Here is a 21,668-nt window from a genome sequence, read left to right on the forward strand (position 1 = left end):
AAAGGTAAAAACACCATGATGCAACGCTCTGCAATAAATTGTCAGGACTGCGGCTTTAGCCAGCTGTGTTTGCCCTTTTCCTTAAACGACGCAGAAATGACGAAGCTGGATGACATTATTCAGCGCAAGCGACCGCTGCATAAGGGCGACATGTTGTTTGAAGCCGGCAATACGCAAAAATCGTTGTTTGCTATTCGCACCGGCTCATTTAAAACCTTTACTCTGACCGACCAGGGCGAGCAGCAAATTACCGGCTTTCATCTGCCGGGCGATATTGTTGGTTTTGATGGCCTGCATAATCAGTTACACCCCAGCTATGCCGAAGCGTTGGAAACCGCCATGGTATGCGAAATTCCGATGCCGAACCTGGACATGTTGCTTGACCAGTTACCACGGCTGCGCCAACAAATGATGCGACTGATGAGCCAGGATATTCAGGCCGATCAGCAAATGATGCTATTGCTGAACCGTAAAACTGCCGAACAAAAACTGGCGACCTTTTTATCGCAACTGGCGCAACGTTTTGCCAGCCGTGGTTTTTCCGCTACGGAGTTTCGCCTGACCATGACCCGCAGCGACATCGGCAACTACCTCGGCTTAACGGTAGAAACCATCAGCCGCTTGCTGAGCAAACTGGATAAAGAACAGCTTATTCAGGTAGATGGCAAACTTATCACCTTAAAAGATCAAGCTGCACTGAGCAAACTGGGCTCGCTTACCGCGCACTGTTAATGCCACCGGCTTTGACCTGGCGCAAGGTTTAGCCCGGCAAAGCAGGCTAATTTGGCTACACTTAAGTAAAGTTTTTTACTGTGGAGCCTGATATGTCTGCTTATAACAATGTGCTGGTGGTGCTTGACCCTACCGTAGATCAACAAAAAGCCTTAAACCGCGCTGTGCAGTTAGCCCGGCTGCAAAGCTGTAAATTAACGGCTTTTTTATCGGTCTATGATTTCTCCTACGAGATGACCACCATGTTATCCGGCGAAGAGCGCGAATCGATGCGCCAGGCGGTAATTAAAGACCGTGAGCTGTGGATCAGTGACTTTTTGGCAGCCCCCCGGGCCGGTGGCATTAATATCGATATTAAGGTGGTATGGCATAACCGGCCGTTTGAAGCAGTAGTGCATGCGGTGCTGGAAGATAACTACGACCTGGTTATTAAGGGCACCCACGACCATGATGTATTGAAATCGATGATATTCACCCCAACCGATTGGCATATTCTGCGTAAATGTCCCTGCCCTGTATTACTGGTGAAAGACCATGACTGGCCGCAGGGCGGTAATATTATTGCTGCCGTTAACGCCGGCAGTGAGCAGGCACATCACTTATCGTTAAATCAGCGGGTAATAACAAAAGCCGGCCAAATGGCGGCCATGCTCAGCGCCCATACCCATTTGGTAAATGCCTACCCCGGCACTCCGGTTAATATTGCTATCGAAATTCCTGAGTTCAACCCGCAGGAATATAACAGCACAATGAAACACCACCATATTGATGCAGTAACAAAACTTGCAAAACAATTTGATATCGACAGCAGCCGTTGCCATGTGCAGGAAGGTATGCCCGAAGATGTGTTACCTGCGATAGCCAGCGAGCTGGATGCCGAAATGGTCGTAATAGGCACCATAGGCCGCACCGGGTTGTCTGCGGCTATTATCGGTAACACTGCAGAGCATGTCATTGACCGGCTGGATTGTGATGTGCTGGCGGTTAAGCCGGCCGATTTTGTTTGCCCGTTACAGAAAGACTGAGTTTTACTGCTGCACCGCTTTGGTTATGGCGCGCGCTTAGCTATAATGTGCGCCATTTTTGTTTCCGGTAGCAGTAGTTATGACTCACGCAGCGCAAGCTAAAGCTCAATATAATCTGAATAAACTTCATAAACGCCTGCGCCGCGGCGTGGGACAGGCTATTGCCGATTTCAATATGATTGAAGAAGGCGATAAAATTATGGTGTGTTTGTCCGGCGGTAAGGACTCTTACACCTTGTTGGATATTCTGCTTAATTTACAGCAGTCTGCACCAATCAACTTTGCTATCGTAGCGGTTAACTTAGATCAGAAACAGCCGGGCTTTCCGGCTGATGTGCTGCCCGCTTACCTGAGTGCTATTGGTGTCGACTTTACCATTGTCAACGAAGATACCTACAGTATCGTCAAAGACAAGATTCCCGAGGGCAAAACCACCTGCTCACTGTGCTCGCGCTTGCGCCGCGGTATTTTGTACCGTACTGCCAAAGAGCTGGGCGCCACCAAAATTGCGCTGGGCCACCATCGTGATGATATGCTGGAAACACTGTTTTTAAACATGTTTTACGGCGGCAAGATGAAGTCAATGCCACCTAAGCTGGTCAGTGATAACGGTGAGCATATTGTGATCCGGCCGCTGGCGTACTGCAAAGAGAAAGACATTGAAAAATATGCTATCGCCCGCGAATTTCCGATTATTCCGTGTAATCTGTGCGGCTCGCAGGATGGTTTGCAACGCCAGGTAGTAAAAGAAATGCTGCAAGACTGGGATAAACGCTTTCCGGGCCGCATAGAAACCATGTTTCAGGCCATGCAGAATATAGTGCCGTCGCACATGATTGATAAAACGCTGTTTAATTTTGCCGGCCTGACAAAGGACACAGAGCTTAGCGAACGCGATACTGCCTTTGACAAAGTGGCAGTACCTGCCATCCCTGTTGGCCTGGCAGGCGATGAAGACGTGGCCGCGCTGCCGGATAATCCGGCGCAGATTATCGCGTTAAGTTAAAATACAGCGCAGCTTACTGCGTTGCGCTGTCAATTAACGGCAGCAAATACACCGGCCGCTGGCTGAATTGCCAACGGCTGTCTGCAGCTAAACTGCTGCTAAGACGAATATAACAGCGCTTGTCACTGCACTGTGTTGCCTCTGCCGCCCCTGCCGACATCTGTGGCGGTGTTACCACATCGGCAAACTCGACAATTACCCCGCTGACATCCGGCAACCAGCGTTTGCTAATACCGGCCATATCATCCAGCAATATGTCAAATTGGCTGCGATAGTGCTGTATATCCTGCAGCGTTAGCTCCGTTGCCAGCCGCATACGCGAGCGCAGGCGAAATTGCACCTGGCATGGCTCAGCATTATCGGCCAGCAGCACCTGCAAAATGGCATTACTGTCTTTTAACGCCTCATCGTACGGCAAACTGATTTCGCCGTTACCGGCAATATCCAGCTTTATATCATGCCGGTCACTTTTCAGGCCCAAGCCATAGTATTTACAGGGCTGGCCACTGCGCTCGCCAATCAGCGCAAACGCCAGCGTAATATCACTGTACTCAGGCTGCTGCAGTTTTTTCATTCGCTGGTAAAAACTGTTGTAGTTCAGCAGTAAATCGGCAGACACTGATGCCGGCAACAGCAGCATCAGAGCGGCAACATAACGCATATTATTCTTCCAGTAATTTGCGGTTAAAGCGGATCATGCCGCTTATTTCAGCGATATAATCTTCACCGCGTTCAGAGTACGAGCCAAGCCCCGCCGCCAACGCCACACCACTTACCGGTTTACCTTCAGCGCGCAAACGGGCGCGTATTACCCGCAATGACTCGTAAGTATGAAAGGTATTTAAGTTGTAAAAGTAGCTTTTTATACTGGCAGCAGGGTTGGCAAATTTTGCCACCTCATGATAGCTACCCTCAACACGCTCCTGCGGTACCAAGCCACAGCCTTCGCGAAAACACCACTGGCCGAAAAAGTTATAGCCCTCTACCGCAAAACGGCTGGTGCCCCAGGCTGATTCATTCGCCGCCTGCATTAACACCAGGGTATCGGGAACAATATCCACCCGCTTCAGTAATTCCTGCAACATGCTTTGGTCAGTTTCCGCCACTTCCATGCGAAATTCATCGTACAAGCTGTATAAAAACGCATATTCTTCCAACGAAATACGCATACGCTTTTCTTTTTTCTGTTGTATTTCAATTAATTGCCGACGTAATGAGCGTAACCGTGCGTTTTCGCGTTTTACATAAGGCCGTAAGTAATTAAAGAACGCCCGTTTTTTGGCGGTGGTATCGCTGTACTGGTTAAAATCCGGTAAAGCAACAAACGGCGGTGCGGCAGAAGTATAAGCCAGCCGCTGCAATACCTTTTTCTTATCAGCATCATTTAGCGCAGTGATCCGTGACGGTTTTTGCCAATCCTCCAGCGAGTCTAACTGCTGCACCGGCTCAAGCTCGGTAAAAGGGCTGATAAACGCCAGCACCACGACGAACCAAAAAGCTGTAATAATGATTTTTTTCAATAACATCCATCACCTGTGAGTTACTCTTCTTGCTACAGCCGTTTTGCTGTAGCGGTAACCTGTTTGTTATAACAGAGCGCGGCATTTTACCTGTGCCCGGCTATTTATACGACCAAAAACTGATTTTGGTTAGTTTTTTTGCAAAAACGCAGCGCCATCCATTGCAAAGCGGCGGCAGTTATGTGAAAACAGATAGCTACAGCTATATAGCTGTCCGGACGGATAAAAAACGGAGACATTAAGGTCGTTGTTATGAAACCCATTGAGCGCTCAACAAAATTAGACGGTGTCTGTTATGACATCCGTGGTCCTGTAGCCCAGGAAGCCAAACGCATGGAAGAGGAAGGCCACCGCATCCTCAAATTAAATATCGGCAACCCGGCGCCCTTTGGTTTTGAAGCACCGGACGAAATTCTTAAACATGTGATCCATAACCTGCCCACTGCCCAGGGCTACTCCGACTCGCAAGGCATTTACCCGGCGCGGGTGGCCGTGGCGCAGTATTATCAGCAGCGTGGTATTTTGGGTGCAGACGCCGATGATGTGTATATCGGCAATGGTGTGTCTGAGTTAATTTTAATGTCGCTGCAGGCATTGCTGAACAACGGTGATGAAGTACTGGTGCCCTCACCTGACTATCCGCTGTGGACCGCAGCGGTGAACCTGGCTGGTGGCAAAGCGCTGCATTACCGCTGTGACGAGCAACAGGACTGGTACCCGGATCTTGGCGATATTAAAGAAAAAATCAGCAAAAGAACCAAAGCTATAGTGCTGATTAACCCGAACAACCCCACCGGGGCGGTGTACGACAAAGCCTTTTTGCTTGAACTGCTGAAAATTGCCCGCGAGCACCGTTTGGTGGTGCTAAGCGATGAGATTTACGACAAAGTCTTATACGACGGCACTGAGCACGTCAGTACCGCCTCGCTGGCCGATGACTTGATTATGCTGACCTTTGGCGGCTTATCAAAAAATTACCGTATTGCCGGCTTTCGTGTTGGCTGGTTATTTATCTCCGGTGCAAAAAATCTGGCGCGCAATTATATCGAAGGCCTGAACGTACTGGCATCAATGCGGCTGTGTGCCAATGTGCCGTGCCAACACGCAGTGCAAACTGCACTGGGCGGCTATCAAAGCATTAACGAGCTGGTGGTGCCGGGCGGGCGTTTATATGAGCAAATGGATTTAGCCCACAGGCTGGTGACACAGATTGACGGCATAAGCTGCATGCGGCCCAAAGGCGCCATGTATTTATTCCCGAAAATTGACCGCAAGAAGTTCCGCATTAAAGACGACGAGCTGTTTGTATTGGATTTTCTGCGCCAACACAAAGTACTGCTGGTGCATGGCCGCGCGTTTAACTGGCCGGAGCCGGATCACTTTCGTATCGTGTTCCTGCCACATAAAGAGCAACTGGAAGCCGCTATCGGCAAGCTGGCGCAGTTCTTACCCGGCTACAGCCAATAATCTCTTTACGTACAAGGCAGCCTGGCTGCCTTTTTATTTCGCGTCGCGACAGGTCTCACCGCTGATTTCAAATTCTACCGTGGTATGGCTCAGTTGATAGGGTGCCAGTACTTCAGCTATCTGCTGTTTGTAGGCTAATTGCCGCTCAAGCTCTGTTGGCGTGGCTATTTCAACATGCATGGTCAGTACATGCTGTTCACCATCGAGTGACCACAGATGCAAATGGTGAATTGATTTTACAAAGTCCAGCTCAGCCAACTGTACGCTGATCTGCTGCTGCAAGGCAGGGTCCGGTGTTACCTGTAAAAACAACGCCAGCGTTTGGCGCAGGCTTTTCAGTACATTGAGCAAGATAAACAGCGTAAAACCGATACACAGTGCAGGGTCAAGCCAGGCCCAACCGGTAAAGTACATCAGTACAGAGCCCAACAGCACGGCAACCCAACCTAATACATCCTCCAGCAAATGCCAGCTGAGCACCTTTTCGTTTTGGGTTTTACCACCACGCAAACGCAGCACCGCAACACCATTAACGGCAACACCCAAAATCGCCAGCGCAAACATGCCGCCCACATGCGGCAGTTGCGGCTGCCATAAACGTGGTATGGCCTCAGACAGTACCCAGGCCGAGCCTGACAACAAAATAAGACCGCTGATTAGCGCACTAAGCAGCGACCAGCGCCGGTAACCATAGCTATAACGCTGAGTGGGCTGCTTCGCCGCTACTTTGCTGGCAATCCAGGCAAAGCCTATGGCCAGGCTGTCGCCCAAGTCATGAATAGCATCGGCAATAATCGCCACACTATTGGTTAAGATCCCGCCGACAATCTCAATTAAGGCAAAGCCGAAGTTAAGCCAAAATGCCAGCGCGATATTACTGCTTTCACTGTGGTGCGAATGATGGTGACCATGCTGGCTGTGGCCATGCGAGTGACCGCTGTGCGAATGCTTGTGTTGTTGCGGTGCTGTCATAGTAAATGCCCGGAGTTATGCTTGCGCCAGCATAAGAGCAAAGTCGCGTTGATACAATCGGCAGCAGCGGCTTTACTATAATTTCTTGTTTCTGTTGCCATTACACAGTAGTCTTGCAGCATTTAATGGCCGTCCATACCGCTGAAGTTAACGCATGACTACCGATTTTTCGTTTCAACACGCTTTTGAAAGCCTGACGTCAAAGCTTGCTGCTGTAGTGTTTTACGCCTTTGACATTAATGGTGTAGCTATTCCTATGGTACTGATTTGGCTCATCAGCGGTGCCCTGGTATTTACCTGCTATCTGGGTTTTATTAACGTGCGCGGCTTTGCCCATGCTATCCGTTTGCTGAAAAACAATAAACGCAGTAGCGAAACAGGGGAAATTACGCCATTTCAGGCACTGAGCACCGCTCTGTCCGGTACTGTGGGTACCGGAAATATTGCCGGTGTGGCGGTTGCTATCAGCCTGGGTGGCCCGGGGGCGACCTTTTGGATGATTGTCGCCGGTTTATTGGGTATGTCCACCAAGTTTGTTGAATGTACGCTGGCGGTAAAATACCGGCAAATAAATGCTGACGGCAGCGTGTCCGGCGGCCCGATGTATTATATCAAAGCCGCGCTGGATAAATTTAACCTGCCACTTGCCGGTACTGTACTGGCGATGGCTTTTTCGGTGTTCGTTATTTTCGGCTCTGCCGGTTTTGTGCATGTTAATCAGGGTTTTGTCCAGGTAAAAACCGTAACCGGTTTTGATAATGCCTGGTTGTTTGGTGCTGTCTATGCGTTGTTAGTTGGCGCTGTTATTATCGGCGGTTTAAAAAGTATTGCCCGGGTTACCAGCAAATTAGTGCCGCTGATGTGTGGTATTTATCTGCTGGCCTCGTTAATTGTGATGCTAACCCATGCCAGCGCAATTCCGGCAGCATTATGGCTGATAGTGCAAGGCGCTTTTACGCCTGAAGCCGGCTACGGCGGTTTTATTGGTGTGCTTATTCAAGGCTTTCGCCGCGCGGCCTACTCTAATGAAGCCGGTATTGGCTCCTCACCTATTGCCCATGCTGCAGCACAAACCAAAGACCCGGTAAGCCAGGGCTTTGTCGGCCTGCTGGAGCCTTTTATTGATACCGTCGTTATTTGTACCATTACAGCCCTGGTTATTATTTTAACCGGCGCTTATCAAACCCCGGGCCTGGATGGCGTGCAAATTACTTCCGGCGCTTTTGCATCGGTGTTCAGTTGGTTTCCGTGGGTGTTAATGGTGGCGTTGTTGCTGTTTGGTTTTTCTACTGTAATTAGTTGGTCGTATTATGGCATGACCGGCTGGCGCTACCTGGTAGGCCAGGACAAACGCTTAACGCAGCTGTATAAAGTGCTGTTTTGTTTCATTGTGTCGATGGGCGCAGTACCCAATGTAATGGCAGTGTTCGACTTTATCGATTCAATGATTTTCTTAATGGCGGTACCGAATATTCTGGCGCTATATCTGCTGTTACCTGAAGTAAAAGCAGATCTGAAGGCCTATTGGCAAAAACAGCAGGCGCGTTAAGCGGCCTGCTCTACTGCAGCAATTTTAGTTTTCGCTGCCTTTTCTGTTTTATCCACTTTGTCGGCTTTAACGGCCGGCTTTTTGGCACCCAAAGCTACCAGCAAATTGTCTTTTTGTTGCGCCATATACAGCGCCAGCGCTTCTGTTAACTGCTCGTCGGCGATCAGTGTGCTGGCAGCTAAAAAGTGCGTCAGTTCATCAGCGGTATCAAGCATTTTGTCATAAGCATCGGCTTCCGCTTTAGAAGTAAAAGTCATCTTTTCTGCTCCGTTTCTTTCTACTACGTACTTAATAATAACAGCCATGGCGTTTCCCCCTGATTAATTTACTGTTATTTTATACAGTATAAAAACCGGCTTGTCGAACGCTTTTTTAAACAGCCTTTATCACTTTTGCCACTATAGTCGGACTCGAAGTTTAACCACAGTTGGCGTACTATAGCGCATATGAGTACGCCATCGCGCTTTATGGTTTAGCTGTTTGAATTGACAAGGAATACTATGCCACACCCTCTTTGGTCGGAACGGCGCTCCGGCACCGGTAGCAGCAGGCCCGGCGATCAGCGCAGCCCCTGGCAACGCGACCGCGCCCGTATTTTGCACTCGGCCGCATTTCGCCGCCTGCAAGCAAAAACGCAAATACTCGGCATTGGCCAGAACGATTTTTACCGCACGCGGTTAACCCATTCGTTAGAAGCGGCACAAATTGGTACCGGTTTAGTCAGCCAATTGCGCGCTAAAGTCAGTAGCACAGAGGTCAGTAACATAGAGTTAAGCTATTTACCCGATGACAGCCTGATGGAGGCGTTGTGTTTAGCGCATGATATTGGCCACCCACCCTTTGGTCACGGCGGCGAAACAGCACTTAACTTTAAAATGCTGCACGCCGGTGGTTTTGAGGGCAACGGCCAGACATTACGTATTGTCGCCAAGTTAGAACCCTATACCCTGCAGCACGGTATGGATTTATCGCGGCGTACCTTATTAGGTTTATTAAAGTACCCGGTGTTGCAGCCGGATTTGCGCCAGCAAAGCCTACCCGATACGAACCCGCTGAATTTAACGCCGTGGCAGCCGGCCAAAGCCATTTTTGCTGCCGATGCCGATATTCTGCAATGGATCTTAGCACCGCTTAGCGCAGCAGACCGTGCTCTGTTTCAAAGCACAGAGCAGTTGGATAAGTCGCCGTATATTAAATCACGCTATAAATCGCTGGATGCCTCCATTATGGAGCTGGCCGACGATATTGCTTACGGTGTGCATGATTTGGAAGACGCCATAGTGCTGGGTAATATCAGCCAGGCTCAGTGGCAGCAGCATACCGCCGATGAATGGGCTGCCCTGCCGCAACAGCTGCAACCCTTGATGCAGCAAATAAGCGAGGCCCTGTTCAGCAACCAGCATCACCTGCGCAAAGATGCTATCGGCTCGCTGGTGAACTTACTGATCAGTGCCGTAACACTGTCAGAAGTACTGCCACAAGCCGAAGAGCCGTTGGTGCGCTATAACGCAACCCTGGCGGCAGCACCGCTGGCTATTTTGCAATGTTTAAAGCAGGTAGTGTACCGCTGCGTGATCTTAAAGCCGGATATTCAGCAATCGCGTTTTCGCTGTCAAAATATGCTGATGGCGCTGTTTGATGCCTTTAGTTCAGACCCGGCGCGGCTGTTGCCGGCCAATACACAACAGCGCTGGCAGCAGGCAGAAGATGAGCTGAAAATCCGCGTAATTTGTGACTATATCTCCGGCATGACCGATGATTACGCCGAACATATGTATCGCCGGCTTTATGCCACTGTTTAAAATTTAACTGACAGGTATTTCAGCTTTTGACACAAACTGCATTACGGGTACTGGCCGGACCAACGGCTCTGGCGCATATTAAACAACACGGCCTGCAACAGGCTGATATTAATGTGATGGTAGGTGCCAGTGGCGGCCCGAAGTGGTTCTGCCTGTTTGGTCTGGATCAGTATTTGTTCGGTGAATTTTTTGCCGGTCGCGATAAGCCGCTGCATATTCTGGGCAGCTCGGCCGGAGCCTGGCGCTTTGCTTGTTTTGCCCAGGCCGATCCGTTGGCGGCATCACAGCGTTTTTGCCAGGCCTACTCGCATATTACTTATCCCAAAGGCGCCGATACGCAACTGATTACGCAAATCTCCGCCGGTATTATTAATGACGTATTTCCGACAGAGCAGCATCTACAGCAGGTACTGGATAACCCGATAATCAAACTTAACCTGGTGGTGGCCAAAGCACGGCGTTTATCCGCCGCACGCAGTAAATTGCTGCAAGCCGGCGGCCTGACTCTGGCCGCCGGAGCTAACCTGGTTAGCCGTAAACATTTACAGTACTTTTTTCAGCGCGTGTTATTTCATGTGGCCGGCGAGAGCTCGCCGTTTCATTATGCCGGTGTATTGCCTACTCAGCATGTTGCCCTAAGCCCTGACAACCTGCGCCAGGCCGTATTGGCCAGTGGTACTATTCCTATGGTGTTAAACGCGGTGGAAAATATCGCCGGAGCAGGCCCTGGCTTATACTATGACGGCGGCGTAACCGACTACCATTTCGACCTGCCCTTCAGTGATAGCGGCCTGGTGCTGTATCCGCACTTTTATCCGCGCCTGACACCAGGCTGGTTTGATAAAGCGCTAAAATGGCGTAAGACCAACCCGGCGCATTTGCATAATGTGCTGCTGCTGTGCCCGACAGACAGCTGGGTTAAATCACTGCCGTTTGGCAAAATTCCTGATCGTAACGACTTTAAACTGCCGGACAACATAAGGATCGATTACTGGCAACAGGTGATAGCACGCTCGCATGAACTGGCCGATGCATTAAAGCACGGTAATTTTGCCTTGGAAGCCCTGTAGCAGCTTGAGATTTGTATAAAAAAAGCGCAGTCAACAGTACCTGATAGCTTAACAGCTGTAACTGCCTGGCGCTTTCAGGCTACACTTGCGTCACTTTTAATTCACCGCAACAAGGCACAGCTATGCCAAGCCGCGATCCGCTAACCAATACTGTACAAATGGTTGAGTCTAACCAAAGGCGCAAACTCAGCAAAGCCATACCACTGCAACAAGGCGAAGTATCCAACCTGAGTTTCTGGATTAGCCAAGTGTCAATGATCATTGCCACTGTATTAGGTGTGTATCTGGCCGCGCAACAAGGTTTGCGCCAGGCCGTGGTGTTTGAACAACTTCAAAGCGACAAAAGTAACTACTACCTGCGTAAGTCATTACAGCATGAGCTCAGTGACAACCTGCAGCTGATTAAAGACTTCACCGAACAAATTAAAGGTGTTGGCGCGCACAATATTAAACGCCATGCCCTGGTGCTGGACACCTTTGTTTGGGAGAGTATGAAATTCTCCCCCGCCACACTGGAAACGCCCTCAGCATTGCTAAGTGAAAGCCGTAAGTTCTATCGCGAAGTTAATGATATCCATAATAAAATTCAAAGCAGCTTTTACAGCACCCATCACGGAACCAAGCTGTTATTAGCTCAGGTAGAACATATGACAACCGTGGTACTGCCGATGTTTGAAGCAGACACCAGTCAGCTGAAGCAAGCGCTGGCGGATCAGGATGTAGAGGTAGATTAAGGTGAGCACAGTACAGTTATATTGCCCTTGTTGTCAGGATCAGTCATTACAAACGGTCGATTTGCATGGTCAGCAGCTGGACCGCTGCCAAAAGTGTAACGGCCTGTGGTTTGACGATAAAGAGCTGAGCGACGCCATAGCCCACAGCACTGAGTTAACCGATGCGTATTGTGTAAAACAAGCCTTTGGCGAAGAACTGGAGCAACATCAGTACCATTGCCATCGCTGTAATAAGCAGATGCAGCAGTTTCACCTGTTAAAAGACTACCAGGTAACCCTGGATAAATGCAGCCGCTGCGATGGCATTTGGGTAGATGGCAACGAAGCAGAGCAAGTGCTGGCCGCGCCTAAGCTACAGGCAGCGTTAGCAGAGCTGAATAAAAAAGTCTGTGCTAAAAGCTGGCTGTTTCAGTTTTTTACCCAGATGCCGAAAGAATACAATATTAAGCCGCACCGCACTCCGGTTATCACCTGGACATTGCTGGCACTGAATATTCTGATCTACCTGTTGTACGGGTTTGACGATAACGCTACCCAATGGGTATTCGCCCATTTTGCGCTCGACTCTGTTTCGATACTGGATGGCCAACAATGGTGGAGCCTGCTTAGCTATCAGTTTTTACACGGCGGTATGTTGCATTTGGCCGGCAATATGTATTTTCTCTGGATCATTGGTGACAACCTGGAAGATGCGCTGGGGCCATGGAAGTTTCTTGCGGTTTACTTACTCTGCGGTGTTGCCGCAGCGCTGGTAGAAATGCTGATGTGTTACCTGGTAGACCGGGATTTACTCATGGTAGGTGCCAGTGGTGCGGTTGCCGGTTTATTCGGCATGTATTTGCTTTGGTTCCGCCATGCCAGCCTGACGTTTATGTTTGTGGTGTGGCAGAAAAAACTGAACCCGGCCTGGTACTTCGCTATCTGGGCTGCGCTTAATATCTTTGGTTTACTGTCAGAAGATTTAAGCGTAGCGTATTGGGCGCACTTAGGTGGTTTGGCGGCAGGTTTAGTTGTTGGTGTACTACTGAAAGACAAAATAATGGCGCAAAACCCGTTGCTGCAGTTGTTGCAACAACCGCAAGCAAAAATACTGCGTTAACAATATTTCAGGCCGGGCCTGTAACGGAGCGAATTATGACAACCTCTTTGCTACTTACACTGTTCATCGCTATGTTACTGCCCTTTTTAGCCAAAGCTCCTTTGGCCTTTGCGATGCAAAAATCCGGCGGTTATGACAACCATAACCCCAGAGCACAGCAAGCGGCACTGCAAGGCTTTGGCCAGCGCGCCAACGCCGCACACTACAACAGCTTTGAGGCTTTATTAATTTATGCCTGTGCCGTGTTTAGTGCAGCAGGGTTAAATGCCGTAGATGAAACTACAGTAACCTTAGGTTGGCTGTTTATCGCCAGTCGCGTGGCTTACCTGGTCTGCTATTGGCTGGACTACGCCACCACCCGCTCACTAATGTGGCTTGTCGGTATGCTGGCAGCGTTTAGTATTGCAGGACGCGCGGTGTTGGCCGGCTAAAAGCGGAGGGTAAACAACGGGCTTAGCAAAATATGACCTGTTACTTTGCCGGTCAGGCAGTAAACCAGCGGCCTGCACGTTGCTTTCCTGCCATGAGTCAGCTTGCCTGACATGCCACGAAGAACTACATTTAAGTTATTGATTTATTTAACATGAGCTCTCCCGTGTTTTTCAGACAGGCGTTGTTACCCATTTCATCATTGTTTATCTCAATTGCCTTTCTGGCCACTGGCTACGGCATGCTGATGACCTATATCGGGCTGTATTTAAAGCAAGCAGGCCTGACGGAAATGGCTATAGGTATAATTAACTCGGCATTTTTTCTCGGCGCCCTGCTGGCAGCAGTTTTTAGCCAGAAGCTGATAGTGACAGTGGGACATGCCCGCAGTTTTTCGGCCTTTTCTGCGGTAATGGTAATGGCTTTCCTTGGCCATACTTTACATTATGCCCCCTGGCTTTGGGCCATATTACGTTTACTGTCTGGTTTCGCCTTTTACGCGCTGCTGATAGTGTTGGAAAGCTGGCTCAATGAAAAAAGCAGCCAGGATGACAGGGGCCGGGTTTTAGCGGTGTACACAGTCGTGTTTTTTATGGCTACCGCCTTGGGCCAGCTGATTTTAAGCCTGAACGTGACATCACATCTGGTGTTTGTGCTGGGTTCAGTGCTGGTGCTGGCGTCGCTGTTTTTAGTGGCTATTACCCGCATCAGTCAACCGGTGTTGCAACCTTTTGAGCGCTACAGCTTACCCAAGGTATTACATATCGCACCGCTCGCGCTGACAGGCAGTATAATTGGCGGCTTTTTTGTCGGCGCATTTTACACCATGATGCCGGTATTGGTGCTGAATTTATACCAGCAACAATCAGTTGTGGCGTCATTTATGGCAATTTCGATACTTGGTGGTTTAGTGGCGCAATGGCCGGTTGGCACCTTATCTGATCGCTATGGCCGGCGTAAGTTACTGGCGTGGGCCGGCTTATTTAGTGCCGTCATTTGTCTGCTACTCGCTGTGCTGGCAACTCAGATCTGGTTATTCTATTTACTCGGTTTTCTGCTTGGCACCAGCCTGTTTAGTATTTATCCGCTTAGCGTGGCCCGCGCCAATGACAGATTAGATCACGGTAAAGATTTGGTTGAAATTAGCCGTAGTTTGCTATTTGCCTATGGCATTGGCTCGTTTTTAGCCCCTTTAATATTGGGCGTAGTGTTAGGTATATCAGGCGGCCTGTTCTTCATCGTTCTAGCACTAGCCGCACTGTTATTGGGTGGCTACGCCTTAAGCGCAGAGCGCATAGCCAATGAGCAATTAAGTGTGTTTGTTGCGGTTCCTGCAGCCTCAGGCGCATCATTAGCGCAACTGGACCCACGCCAGGACGAGCAATGGGTAGAGGCGCATAAACCGGATTATCCGGAGGAATCAGGCCGCGAAGCAGATGCGAACAAGCCCGCAGGGGAAAATGATAATTAAGAAAATCTTTTTTCGAAGTAGCTTTCATTTACCGCGCAAAACTTTTTTAATTCAGCCGTCGTTGTAATGAATGTATTAAAAGTAGTAAATAGTTTTAATTAATACTTGTGAGGAAATATGCCATATATGCGTTCAGCTCATCCAGTTTTTTTGTACAAGTACACTACAAGTCATATTTATAATAATTACATTCGCAATGGTAAATTTAGGCTTAATACTATTGAGTTTTACAGGTCTAGTTACGAAGCTGGAACGCCTAAAGGTTATAATGATCCTGATGATGGTGTCAGTAATATCCTGCTAGAAGATCCAGACTTGTCTCCTAGTCGTTATGCTCTCGGTATCTTAACTGCATACGCTAACGCACATATCCTCTGTTTTTCTAGTGATTACTCGGTGTCTTCCCACCGTGAATGGCATCAGAGGGTTGGCTGTAAATATGACCTCTGTTTGCAGTTCGACGCGCCTAGTCTTCTGAAAGATTTGTCACTTCATATTTCTCACATTAGAGGTGACGTAGATAATTCTCTAATTGGATTTGTAGATTACAAAGATGATTTTTTTCATAACTTTAATCATTACTCTGGATTTTTCATAAAACCAAAATTATTTTGCTGGGAAAATGAATATCGATTTGTTGCTCCCTGCTCTCAAAATGAAATTAATCATTTAGATATAGAACTACCATCTTTCAGTAAATATGTGATTTCAAAAATCAAAGTAAACGATTAGGGACTATTCAGCTTTTTTATTATATTAAAAACTGAGTTATAGCAATGAGTTATAGGGTCAGGTCTTGCCTTTTGCCATCAGCCTGCTCACCCGCGAGTAATGCAAGCCAAAATGACTGCCAATCTCTTTAAGGGTATAACCGCCAGAGCGATATGCTGCAATGATAGCCTGATTGCGCGTGTCAGCTGCCTGCTCATATTCTGCGAGTGATTGGGTAGCTCCGCGCCTCTGCTTTTTAGGAATGTCGGATAACTCATCATGTTCGTTTAGCAGCGCTAAATGGGTTTACACGAAGTCATCTTTACCCAAAAATATCTGGTTGCTGAGCCTATCCCAAACGGGCACGCCTTTACCCTGCTGCACGAAAGCTGCATATTTTTCTCTGGCTGTTTTACGGTTTTTGGCAAACATTCCCAGTAAAATATCTGTCGCCAGCTAGGATGGTGAAGCGGTTAGCCCCATTTCCGAATGCCAGTTGCTCCATGGCCAGTTATCAACCGACTGCACCATATTTGCCCGGATAGGGTTTAGCACAATATAACGACTTAACTCCAGTAAATAGGCATCCTTATCTACCAGGATGGCTTTATATCTACCTTGAAATAAATGCCCTACCCGTTTATGTTTTCTGTTAATCGCCTGGGTAAAATTACCGTTAAGTTGGCGCATACCCTTGCCAGATTGGCATCCGGTGTTTCCACCAGCAAATGGTAATGGTTGGTCATCAGGCAATACGCATGAACCACCCAGTTACACTGCTCACATACCTTGCCAAGCAGAGCCAAAAACAGCTTAAAATCGGTATCGTCAAAATAGATGGCTTTGCGTTCATTGCCTCTGCTGGTGACATGGTAAAGCGTGCCTGCAAATTCCAGTCTTAATGGCCTTGCCATATTATTCATTCCGTCTGGCATTTTGTATCACTAAACTTTAGGGCACCATACAGAAAAGGAAAAAGGCCAGACTTGGCCCTAAAGCCTGAAATCTTTTTCTCAAACCACTAGTAGGAACCATTTCTAACTGGATGCCATCCGCAACACGAACAACTTTTCTCACCCCATCTATTGGAAGAGGGTTCCAAGTTGCATCTTTCGGCTTTAATTCTGGCCAAGGGATTTCATCTCCAATATTTTTATTCCTAATATTGTCGGAGATGTTTAGCCGCGATACGTCGTCCGTCGTGTTTGGAACTACTCAACCAAACGCAAAACATCCTTAAAATCATTTTCCTCTTTTGTGCCTGGTTCAAATGCTAATTCTATAACTCCATTTTCGCATTTCGCTGATAAAACGTAGCTTCCAGCTTTCAAATCAATGAAAGCCCCCCCCCTAACACACTCCGGTTCAAGCTCATCCGCTGTTACTTCCTCACCAGCTCCGACAAAAACCTTTCCAGATGTAATCTTTAAATTTGTCCTGACCTTGGGGTTACCTATGTTATCTACCAATTTAACAATAAATTCACCATCACCACCTAAGCCAAAAAAGGCTACATTTCCGTTATTTACTTCTGAAAGTTCTTCATTAGGTATAGACCACCAATCCACATCATCGTCTAACCGGTGCTTTAAGCATTCCAAATCAAAAACACATAATGTTGACGTATCAGTCACAAACTTGAAATTAAAAATATCCATCGTTCATCATCTCTTTTGAAACTCAACGTATTTAATTACATCACCAGGATTAAGGTTCGCTTTTCGGCCTGCCTGAAGTAGAGAAGAACCGACACTCTTATTAATCGATTCATTAAGAAGCTTTAATCTCTGGGTAGCACTGCCACCTATTACCAAATCTACTGGGTGATCAGCGTTTAGCTTACTAAGATCAGGTTCAACCCCAAATCTGCGTATATAGCGTTCTTTTACAGCGTCTCGATATGCTTGTTGTAGACTCGAAATTCGCGTATCAGCTGTATTAGGCGACCAAACAAGCTCGCCTCGATTTGCAGCTCTCTCAATCGCTCGTTTCTTGATTAAAAACTCACGCTGTAAAAACTTCAATTCATCAACACTAAGACTTGAATCACTTAATATTTTTGGCTCTTTAGGCTTAATCACCGCTCCTTGCAAAGTCGAACCAACATCATCAACTTTGTTTGGAACTTCAGATCGTACTCCAACCCCATCAACCTTAGCACCATTTTTAAGCGATTTCCCGACAACACCCGCCCCCAGCACGGTGCCGACTAATTCTACTGACTTATGTGCAGCTGTAGCAAGCATAGGAGAGCCGGTGGCTTCCAAGGTCGCATCACCCAGCGCGGCCATATTTTGCTCGTAGTATTTATCTACAGCCGGGGCAACTACACCTGCTACTTTTTCGCCGGCTTGTGACAACAGCCCTATCTGCTTCTCTTGCACACTTTCGATGGTATGAGCAGCTGCATCAACATTGCCGCCGGATATCGCCAAAGTGACTAAACCTGCACCACCGGCCACGATATCTACGCCGGTATTGACCAGCCCTGTAACGACCAGGTCTGCTGTTCCAACGATACCATCTAATAAACCAACTGAACCTTCTTCTTTAGCACACAACCCCAGCGGATCTATCCAGTTAATATGATTCGGCGCGTATTGGTAGTGGTTTATACCACCGAGCAGCCCTATCGGATCCTGGCTGATAAAGCGGCCGGTTTGTGGGTCATAGTACCTGAAATGGTTGTAGTGTAACCCGCTTTCATTGTCAAAATACTGGCCCTGGAAACGGATTGGGTTGTCTATTTTATTAACCGTCACCGTGGCTTTGCCAAACACACTGTAATGCGCCTGCCAGACGATATTGTTTTCGCTGTCGGTTAAGCTAAGCGGTGTGCCCAGTTGGTCGAACTGGTAAAAATACACCCGGCCTTGTTTAACCAGTGCCAGCGGTTTGTTGCTGTTTGGCTCATAGATATACCAGCTGAACTCGCCCTGGCAGTATTCACCAATAAGGCTGTTGCCATCCCATAAAAAGTCGGTACGGCCATCACCGGTTATCTTCGCGCTGCGCCGGCCAAAGGCGTCATATTCGTAACGCGTTACACTATTGCCGCTGTTTGCCTTGCCACAACTTAATGCCGTTAACTGGTTAAAGCCGTTAAACTCGCGTTGCTGGCGTTTGCCCGGTGCTGTCGCGCTGAACTGATTGCCGCTGTCATCATATTGATACTGATTATCATGATAGCGCAGCAGACGGTCTTGCTTTACCTCCACCGCGTCGCCGGCCGGGTTGCCAAAGCTGTCCCACTGCAGTTGCTCGCTTTGGCCGTTGTCGCTGCTGTGGCTTTTGCTGATCAGTTGATCAAGGTTGTTGTACTGATACTCAGTGTCGCCTTTTTGGTTATCCGTTACTTTTAATAACTGATGCAAGCCACTGTAATGATACTGTCGTTGCTGCTGTGCAGTACTGTCGTCGGTATTATGCTGCCACTGCTGAGCGGTTAAACGATTAAAGGCATCAAACTGCTGCTTAAGCTGTAAACCACTGCTGTATTCGCGCGCGGTTTCACGCCCGGCAGCATCGAAGCTGCGCCACAGTAGCGGCTGCTGGTTTAAAGCTAACTGCGATAGCAAGCCCTGGTCGTTGTAACGATAATCCAGTGTACTGCCATCAGGCAACACAGTGCATTGGCGCCGGCCGGCAGCATCATAATGATGTAAGGTACGCCAGTCATCCTGCCACTGCTCACTCAGTTGGCCATTGGCATGATAACTAAAGCGCAATTTACGCTGCGCATTGCTGGCGCGCAGTGGCCGGCCCAATTTGTCATAGTGAAAATGGTTGCTGGCCAGTTGCTGACCAAACAGTGCTGTTTGTTCAATAATGCGGCCACGGCTGTCGCGTTTTAACCGCAGCTGACGTTTGCTGCCATCGCTGAGCGCGCTAACCTTGCCGTTAATATCATACTGGTACTGCTGTACGCGGCCATCAAAACCCTGCAACTTTACCGGTCGCTCCTGGCCGTCGTAATCCAGCTGATAACGGGCGCCGTCGCTGCGCATAATAGCGGTAAGATTACGCTCTTTATCATACTGATAATTCAGCGCGCTGCCATCGGCCTGTAATTGCTTAACCGGCTGGCTTAAGCCTTCATACTGCCACTGTGTACGCTGCGCCAGCGCATTCTGCCGGCCGGTTAAACGCCCGGCTGCGTCATAACTGAATTGCTCCGTTACAGCCTGCTCCGGCTCGCCGCTGGCATAACTGCGCTGCGAGGTAATATTACCGCTGCTGTCGCGCTGGTATTCTGTTACCAAACCGGCTGCGTCTACCACGCCATTTAAGCGGCCCAGTTTATCGTAGCTGAAACGGCTTACTGCTTCCCCTTGCTTACGGGCGAGCAACTGGCCTTCATCATTCCATAAGTAGTGCTCTGTGCGCCCATCCGCATGCTGTAACTGAGTAAGCTGGCCATCCTGGTTGTACTGATAACGGCTGATGCTGCCATCAGGCCGGGTCTCGCTTTTTAATAAACCGCCAGCACTATACTCGCGCAGCCAGTGATGGCCTTCGGCGTCAGTAAAGCCGGTGCGTTGGCCCAGTTCATTGTATTGAAAGTGGCTGATGGCTCCGTCTGCCTGCTCAACCGTGATCAGCTGCCCTACATCATTAAAGTAATAGCGGGCTACACTTCCGTCAGGTGCCGTTTCTGCACTTTTTTTACCCTGCGCGTTCCAGCTGTAGAGCCAGGTGGCGCCATCCGGCGCCACTTTTTTAATCAGCTGGTTACGCTCGTTGTGAAAATACTGCCAGCGCTGGCCGCGGCTGTCGGTGCTGATAGCCAAGCGCTGGCTGTCATCGTAGTCAAACTTGTAATCGTAATAGCCGTCATCACCCCAGTTTCGGCTGCAGCGGGCTGCAGGCCCCTCGCCTTGCCAACTGAAATAATGTTTAAAACCGCTGGCACGCTGGCGCTGTGTCAACAAATGGCCCTGATAAGCGTAATGCTCTGTCTGGCCGGCGTGGTTTGTTGCCGCGGTCAGATCGCGTTGATCATCGTATTGATATTGCGCCAATATCACGTCAAGCGCTTTAAGGCCGTCTGTGGTTTGCTCCACTGCATCAATCCGGCTGAGTAAACCGGCGGCGTTGTAGTGCAGCTCTATGCCGCGCTTACGGGTGTAATCAATGCGGCTAAGCCGGCTGAAACGGTCGTAATACAGCTGCAGATAGTTACCCAGGCTGTCAAAAATCTGATGTAGCGCCCAGCGCTGCGGCTGTTTAGCATCTACCTTTACCGGTACAAACACCCAATGAGTATTGTCCGGTCGCAGCAGCACCTGACTGCCGTTTTCTTCGTGACGCAGCGCCAGGCTTTCGCTCAGTTGATAACTGGTGTGGCCGCTGGCAACCGGGCTGAAGTTTAACCGCCGGCCCTCTTCATTGTGCAGCACTAACTGCAGCACACCTTCGGCGTTTTGCTCAGCGACAATCTGCAAATGGAAATTACTGCGCCAACCAAAGCCGAAGCCAATATTTTCATGGCTTTGACCGGAGCGGTAAGTGCGCTTGAATTGCAACGGCAAGGGCCCGGGCAAACTGAAATCGGTTAATTCCAGCACCTCTTCACCACTGCACATTGCCACCGGGTCGCCTTCAAAGGCTACATCGCTGTTAGGCGGTACTATTTTGTCAGCGCCATTGCTACCGGCACTATTATTGGCGGCAGCCGTCTGGATTTCATCTGTCGCCGGCTGCTCGCTTCCCCCCCCCCGTTTGGCGGCTTTAGTGTCAGAACGCGCTGCCTGGCTGGCGCTGCCAGCGCTAACCACCTCAACCTGCCTGGCTTGCTTCATGCTTAGCAGCAGTTCCCCTTTTGCTATAGCTTCCGCCAGGGCCCGGTATACCTGATCTTTGGCTGACTTTGCATTGCTATGCTGAGTTTTACCACTATGCAAGGCGTGCACTTGAGCTAAATTGCCGAAAGAACTATTAAACGCCGGAAAATTGCTACGCAAAAACTCTTCCGCCTGCACAGCAGAGACAAAAGTTTGCACCGTCCCCTTGGCCTCTGCCGCGGTTTGGCTGAAACACACCACAGTACCAAAGGTGTTTTTAATTTCTAAGCTGGCCATC

At 49.0% G+C, this 21,668-nt stretch carries 18 protein-coding genes and 1 pseudogene; 12 read left to right on the forward strand and 7 right to left on the reverse strand.

Translation table 11 applies throughout. The features are described from left to right. Positions 1–15: 15 nt before the first annotated feature. The 3 genes from fnr to ttcA all read left to right on the forward strand — a co-directional run bounded on the left by fnr (position 16) and on the right by ttcA (position 2,763). Entirely contained in the window at positions 16–732 is a 717-nt protein-coding gene (gene fnr, locus Q8O77_RS01435) for a fumarate/nitrate reduction transcriptional regulator Fnr (protein ID WP_305550969.1), read from the forward strand. Between the two features lie 92 nt (positions 733–824). Then, positions 825–1,757: a universal stress protein UspE gene (gene uspE, locus Q8O77_RS01440; protein ID WP_305550971.1), complete on the forward strand. Its 933-nt coding sequence runs from the start codon at positions 825–827 to the stop codon at positions 1,755–1,757. A 79-nt stretch (positions 1,758–1,836) separates the two neighbouring features. Beyond that, complete coding sequence (gene ttcA, locus Q8O77_RS01445; RefSeq protein ID WP_305550973.1) at positions 1,837–2,763, forward strand: tRNA 2-thiocytidine(32) synthetase TtcA; 927 nt, start codon at positions 1,837–1,839, stop codon at positions 2,761–2,763. Positions 2,764–2,776: 13 nt separating this feature from the next. On the opposite strand, the gene Q8O77_RS01450 is transcribed toward ttcA, so the two are convergent. Further along, entirely contained in the window at positions 2,777–3,424 is a 648-nt protein-coding gene (locus Q8O77_RS01450; RefSeq protein ID WP_305550975.1) for a DUF2987 domain-containing protein, read from the reverse strand. Position 3,425: 1 nt separating this feature from the next. Beyond that, positions 3,426–4,289, reverse strand: coding sequence for a glucosaminidase domain-containing protein (locus Q8O77_RS01455; RefSeq protein WP_305550977.1), 864 nt, complete (start codon positions 4,287–4,289; stop codon positions 3,426–3,428). Positions 4,290–4,535: 246 nt separating this feature from the next. On the opposite strand from Q8O77_RS01455, the gene Q8O77_RS01460 reads away from it, so the two are divergent. Continuing rightward, entirely contained in the window at positions 4,536–5,750 is a 1,215-nt protein-coding gene (locus Q8O77_RS01460) for a pyridoxal phosphate-dependent aminotransferase (protein WP_305550979.1), read from the forward strand. A gap of 33 nt (positions 5,751–5,783) precedes the next feature. Here the strand turns inward: Q8O77_RS01460 and Q8O77_RS01465 are convergent, their stop codons facing one another. Continuing rightward, positions 5,784–6,722, reverse strand: coding sequence for a cation diffusion facilitator family transporter (locus Q8O77_RS01465; RefSeq protein WP_305550981.1), 939 nt, complete (start codon positions 6,720–6,722; stop codon positions 5,784–5,786). A gap of 154 nt (positions 6,723–6,876) precedes the next feature. Between Q8O77_RS01465 and Q8O77_RS01470 the strand changes: the two genes are divergently transcribed. Continuing rightward, positions 6,877–8,271: a sodium:alanine symporter family protein gene (locus Q8O77_RS01470; RefSeq protein ID WP_305550983.1), complete on the forward strand. Its 1,395-nt coding sequence runs from the start codon at positions 6,877–6,879 to the stop codon at positions 8,269–8,271. Here Q8O77_RS01470 and Q8O77_RS01475 read toward each other — a convergent pair. After that, positions 8,268–8,576 carry a YebG family protein gene (locus tag Q8O77_RS01475; RefSeq protein WP_371133428.1) on the reverse strand — a complete coding sequence of 103 codons (309 nt, stop codon included), beginning with the start codon at positions 8,574–8,576 and terminating at the stop codon, positions 8,268–8,270. The genes Q8O77_RS01470 and Q8O77_RS01475 overlap by 4 nt on opposite strands. A gap of 195 nt (positions 8,577–8,771) precedes the next feature. Here Q8O77_RS01475 and Q8O77_RS01480 point away from each other — a divergent pair, with 195 nt between their 5' ends. From Q8O77_RS01480 to Q8O77_RS01510, 7 genes are all read left to right on the forward strand, one after another. Then, positions 8,772–10,073, forward strand: a complete 1,302-nt coding sequence (locus Q8O77_RS01480) for an anti-phage deoxyguanosine triphosphatase (protein ID WP_305550985.1) — start codon at positions 8,772–8,774, stop codon at positions 10,071–10,073. Positions 10,074–10,099: 26 nt separating this feature from the next. Then, positions 10,100–11,143 (forward strand): patatin-like phospholipase family protein, encoded by a 1,044-nt coding sequence (locus tag Q8O77_RS01485; RefSeq protein WP_305550987.1) that lies wholly within the window; start codon positions 10,100–10,102, stop codon positions 11,141–11,143. Between the two features lie 122 nt (positions 11,144–11,265). After that, positions 11,266–11,877 (forward strand): hypothetical protein, encoded by a 612-nt coding sequence (locus Q8O77_RS01490; RefSeq protein WP_305550989.1) that lies wholly within the window; start codon positions 11,266–11,268, stop codon positions 11,875–11,877. A gap of 1 nt (position 11,878) precedes the next feature. Beyond that, entirely contained in the window at positions 11,879–12,976 is a 1,098-nt protein-coding gene (locus Q8O77_RS01495) for a rhomboid family intramembrane serine protease (protein WP_305550991.1), read from the forward strand. Between the two features lie 35 nt (positions 12,977–13,011). Then, positions 13,012–13,407, forward strand: a complete 396-nt coding sequence (locus tag Q8O77_RS01500) for an MAPEG family protein (protein WP_305550992.1) — start codon at positions 13,012–13,014, stop codon at positions 13,405–13,407. Between the two features lie 164 nt (positions 13,408–13,571). After that, positions 13,572–14,876: an MFS transporter gene (locus Q8O77_RS01505; RefSeq protein ID WP_305550993.1), complete on the forward strand. Its 1,305-nt coding sequence runs from the start codon at positions 13,572–13,574 to the stop codon at positions 14,874–14,876. A 126-nt stretch (positions 14,877–15,002) separates the two neighbouring features. Next, positions 15,003–15,608 (forward strand): hypothetical protein, encoded by a 606-nt coding sequence (locus Q8O77_RS01510; protein ID WP_305550994.1) that lies wholly within the window; start codon positions 15,003–15,005, stop codon positions 15,606–15,608. A 57-nt stretch (positions 15,609–15,665) separates the two neighbouring features. On the opposite strand, the pseudogene Q8O77_RS01515 reads toward Q8O77_RS01510, so the two are convergent. The 3 genes and pseudogenes from Q8O77_RS01515 to Q8O77_RS01525 all read right to left on the reverse strand — a co-directional run bounded on the left by Q8O77_RS01515 (position 15,666) and on the right by Q8O77_RS01525 (position 21,667). Then, positions 15,666–16,501: pseudogene (locus Q8O77_RS01515) on the reverse strand (transposase). A 297-nt stretch (positions 16,502–16,798) separates the two neighbouring features. Next, positions 16,799–17,245 (reverse strand): DUF6386 family protein, encoded by a 447-nt coding sequence (locus Q8O77_RS01520; RefSeq protein ID WP_305550995.1) that lies wholly within the window; start codon positions 17,243–17,245, stop codon positions 16,799–16,801. A gap of 6 nt (positions 17,246–17,251) precedes the next feature. Next, the gene (locus Q8O77_RS01525; RefSeq protein ID WP_305550996.1) at positions 17,252–21,667 is read right to left on the reverse strand and encodes an RHS repeat-associated core domain-containing protein; all 4,416 of its coding nucleotides are present in this window, start codon (positions 21,665–21,667) and stop codon (positions 17,252–17,254) included. Between the last annotated feature and the right edge of the window lies 1 nt (position 21,668).

Origin of the sequence: Rheinheimera sp. (assembly GCF_030690345.1) — a bacterium.
Taxonomy (GTDB): Bacteria; Pseudomonadota; Gammaproteobacteria; order Enterobacterales; family Alteromonadaceae; genus Alishewanella.

Coding starts and splice junctions, on each gene's coding strand:
- Q8O77_RS01520 (WP_305550995.1), bottom strand. CDS start 17,245: ATGGATATTTTTAATTTCAAGTTTGTGACTGATACGTCAACATTATGT.
- Q8O77_RS01480 (WP_305550985.1), top strand. CDS start 8,772: ATGCCACACCCTCTTTGGTCGGAACGGCGCTCCGGCACCGGTAGCAGC.
- Q8O77_RS01460 (WP_305550979.1), top strand. CDS start 4,536: ATGAAACCCATTGAGCGCTCAACAAAATTAGACGGTGTCTGTTATGAC.
- Q8O77_RS01510 (WP_305550994.1), top strand. CDS start 15,003: ATGCGTTCAGCTCATCCAGTTTTTTTGTACAAGTACACTACAAGTCAT.
- fnr (WP_305550969.1), top strand. CDS start 16: ATGATGCAACGCTCTGCAATAAATTGTCAGGACTGCGGCTTTAGCCAG.
- Q8O77_RS01450 (WP_305550975.1), bottom strand. CDS start 3,424: ATGCGTTATGTTGCCGCTCTGATGCTGCTGTTGCCGGCATCAGTGTCT.
- ttcA (WP_305550973.1), top strand. CDS start 1,837: ATGACTCACGCAGCGCAAGCTAAAGCTCAATATAATCTGAATAAACTT.
- Q8O77_RS01500 (WP_305550992.1), top strand. CDS start 13,012: ATGACAACCTCTTTGCTACTTACACTGTTCATCGCTATGTTACTGCCC.
- Q8O77_RS01490 (WP_305550989.1), top strand. CDS start 11,266: ATGCCAAGCCGCGATCCGCTAACCAATACTGTACAAATGGTTGAGTCT.
- uspE (WP_305550971.1), top strand. CDS start 825: ATGTCTGCTTATAACAATGTGCTGGTGGTGCTTGACCCTACCGTAGAT.
- Q8O77_RS01470 (WP_305550983.1), top strand. CDS start 6,877: ATGACTACCGATTTTTCGTTTCAACACGCTTTTGAAAGCCTGACGTCA.
- Q8O77_RS01465 (WP_305550981.1), bottom strand. CDS start 6,722: ATGACAGCACCGCAACAACACAAGCATTCGCACAGCGGTCACTCGCAT.
- Q8O77_RS01475 (WP_371133428.1), bottom strand. CDS start 8,576: ATGGCTGTTATTATTAAGTACGTAGTAGAAAGAAACGGAGCAGAAAAG.
- Q8O77_RS01455 (WP_305550977.1), bottom strand. CDS start 4,289: ATGTTATTGAAAAAAATCATTATTACAGCTTTTTGGTTCGTCGTGGTG.
- Q8O77_RS01525 (WP_305550996.1), bottom strand. CDS start 21,667: ATGGCCAGCTTAGAAATTAAAAACACCTTTGGTACTGTGGTGTGTTTC.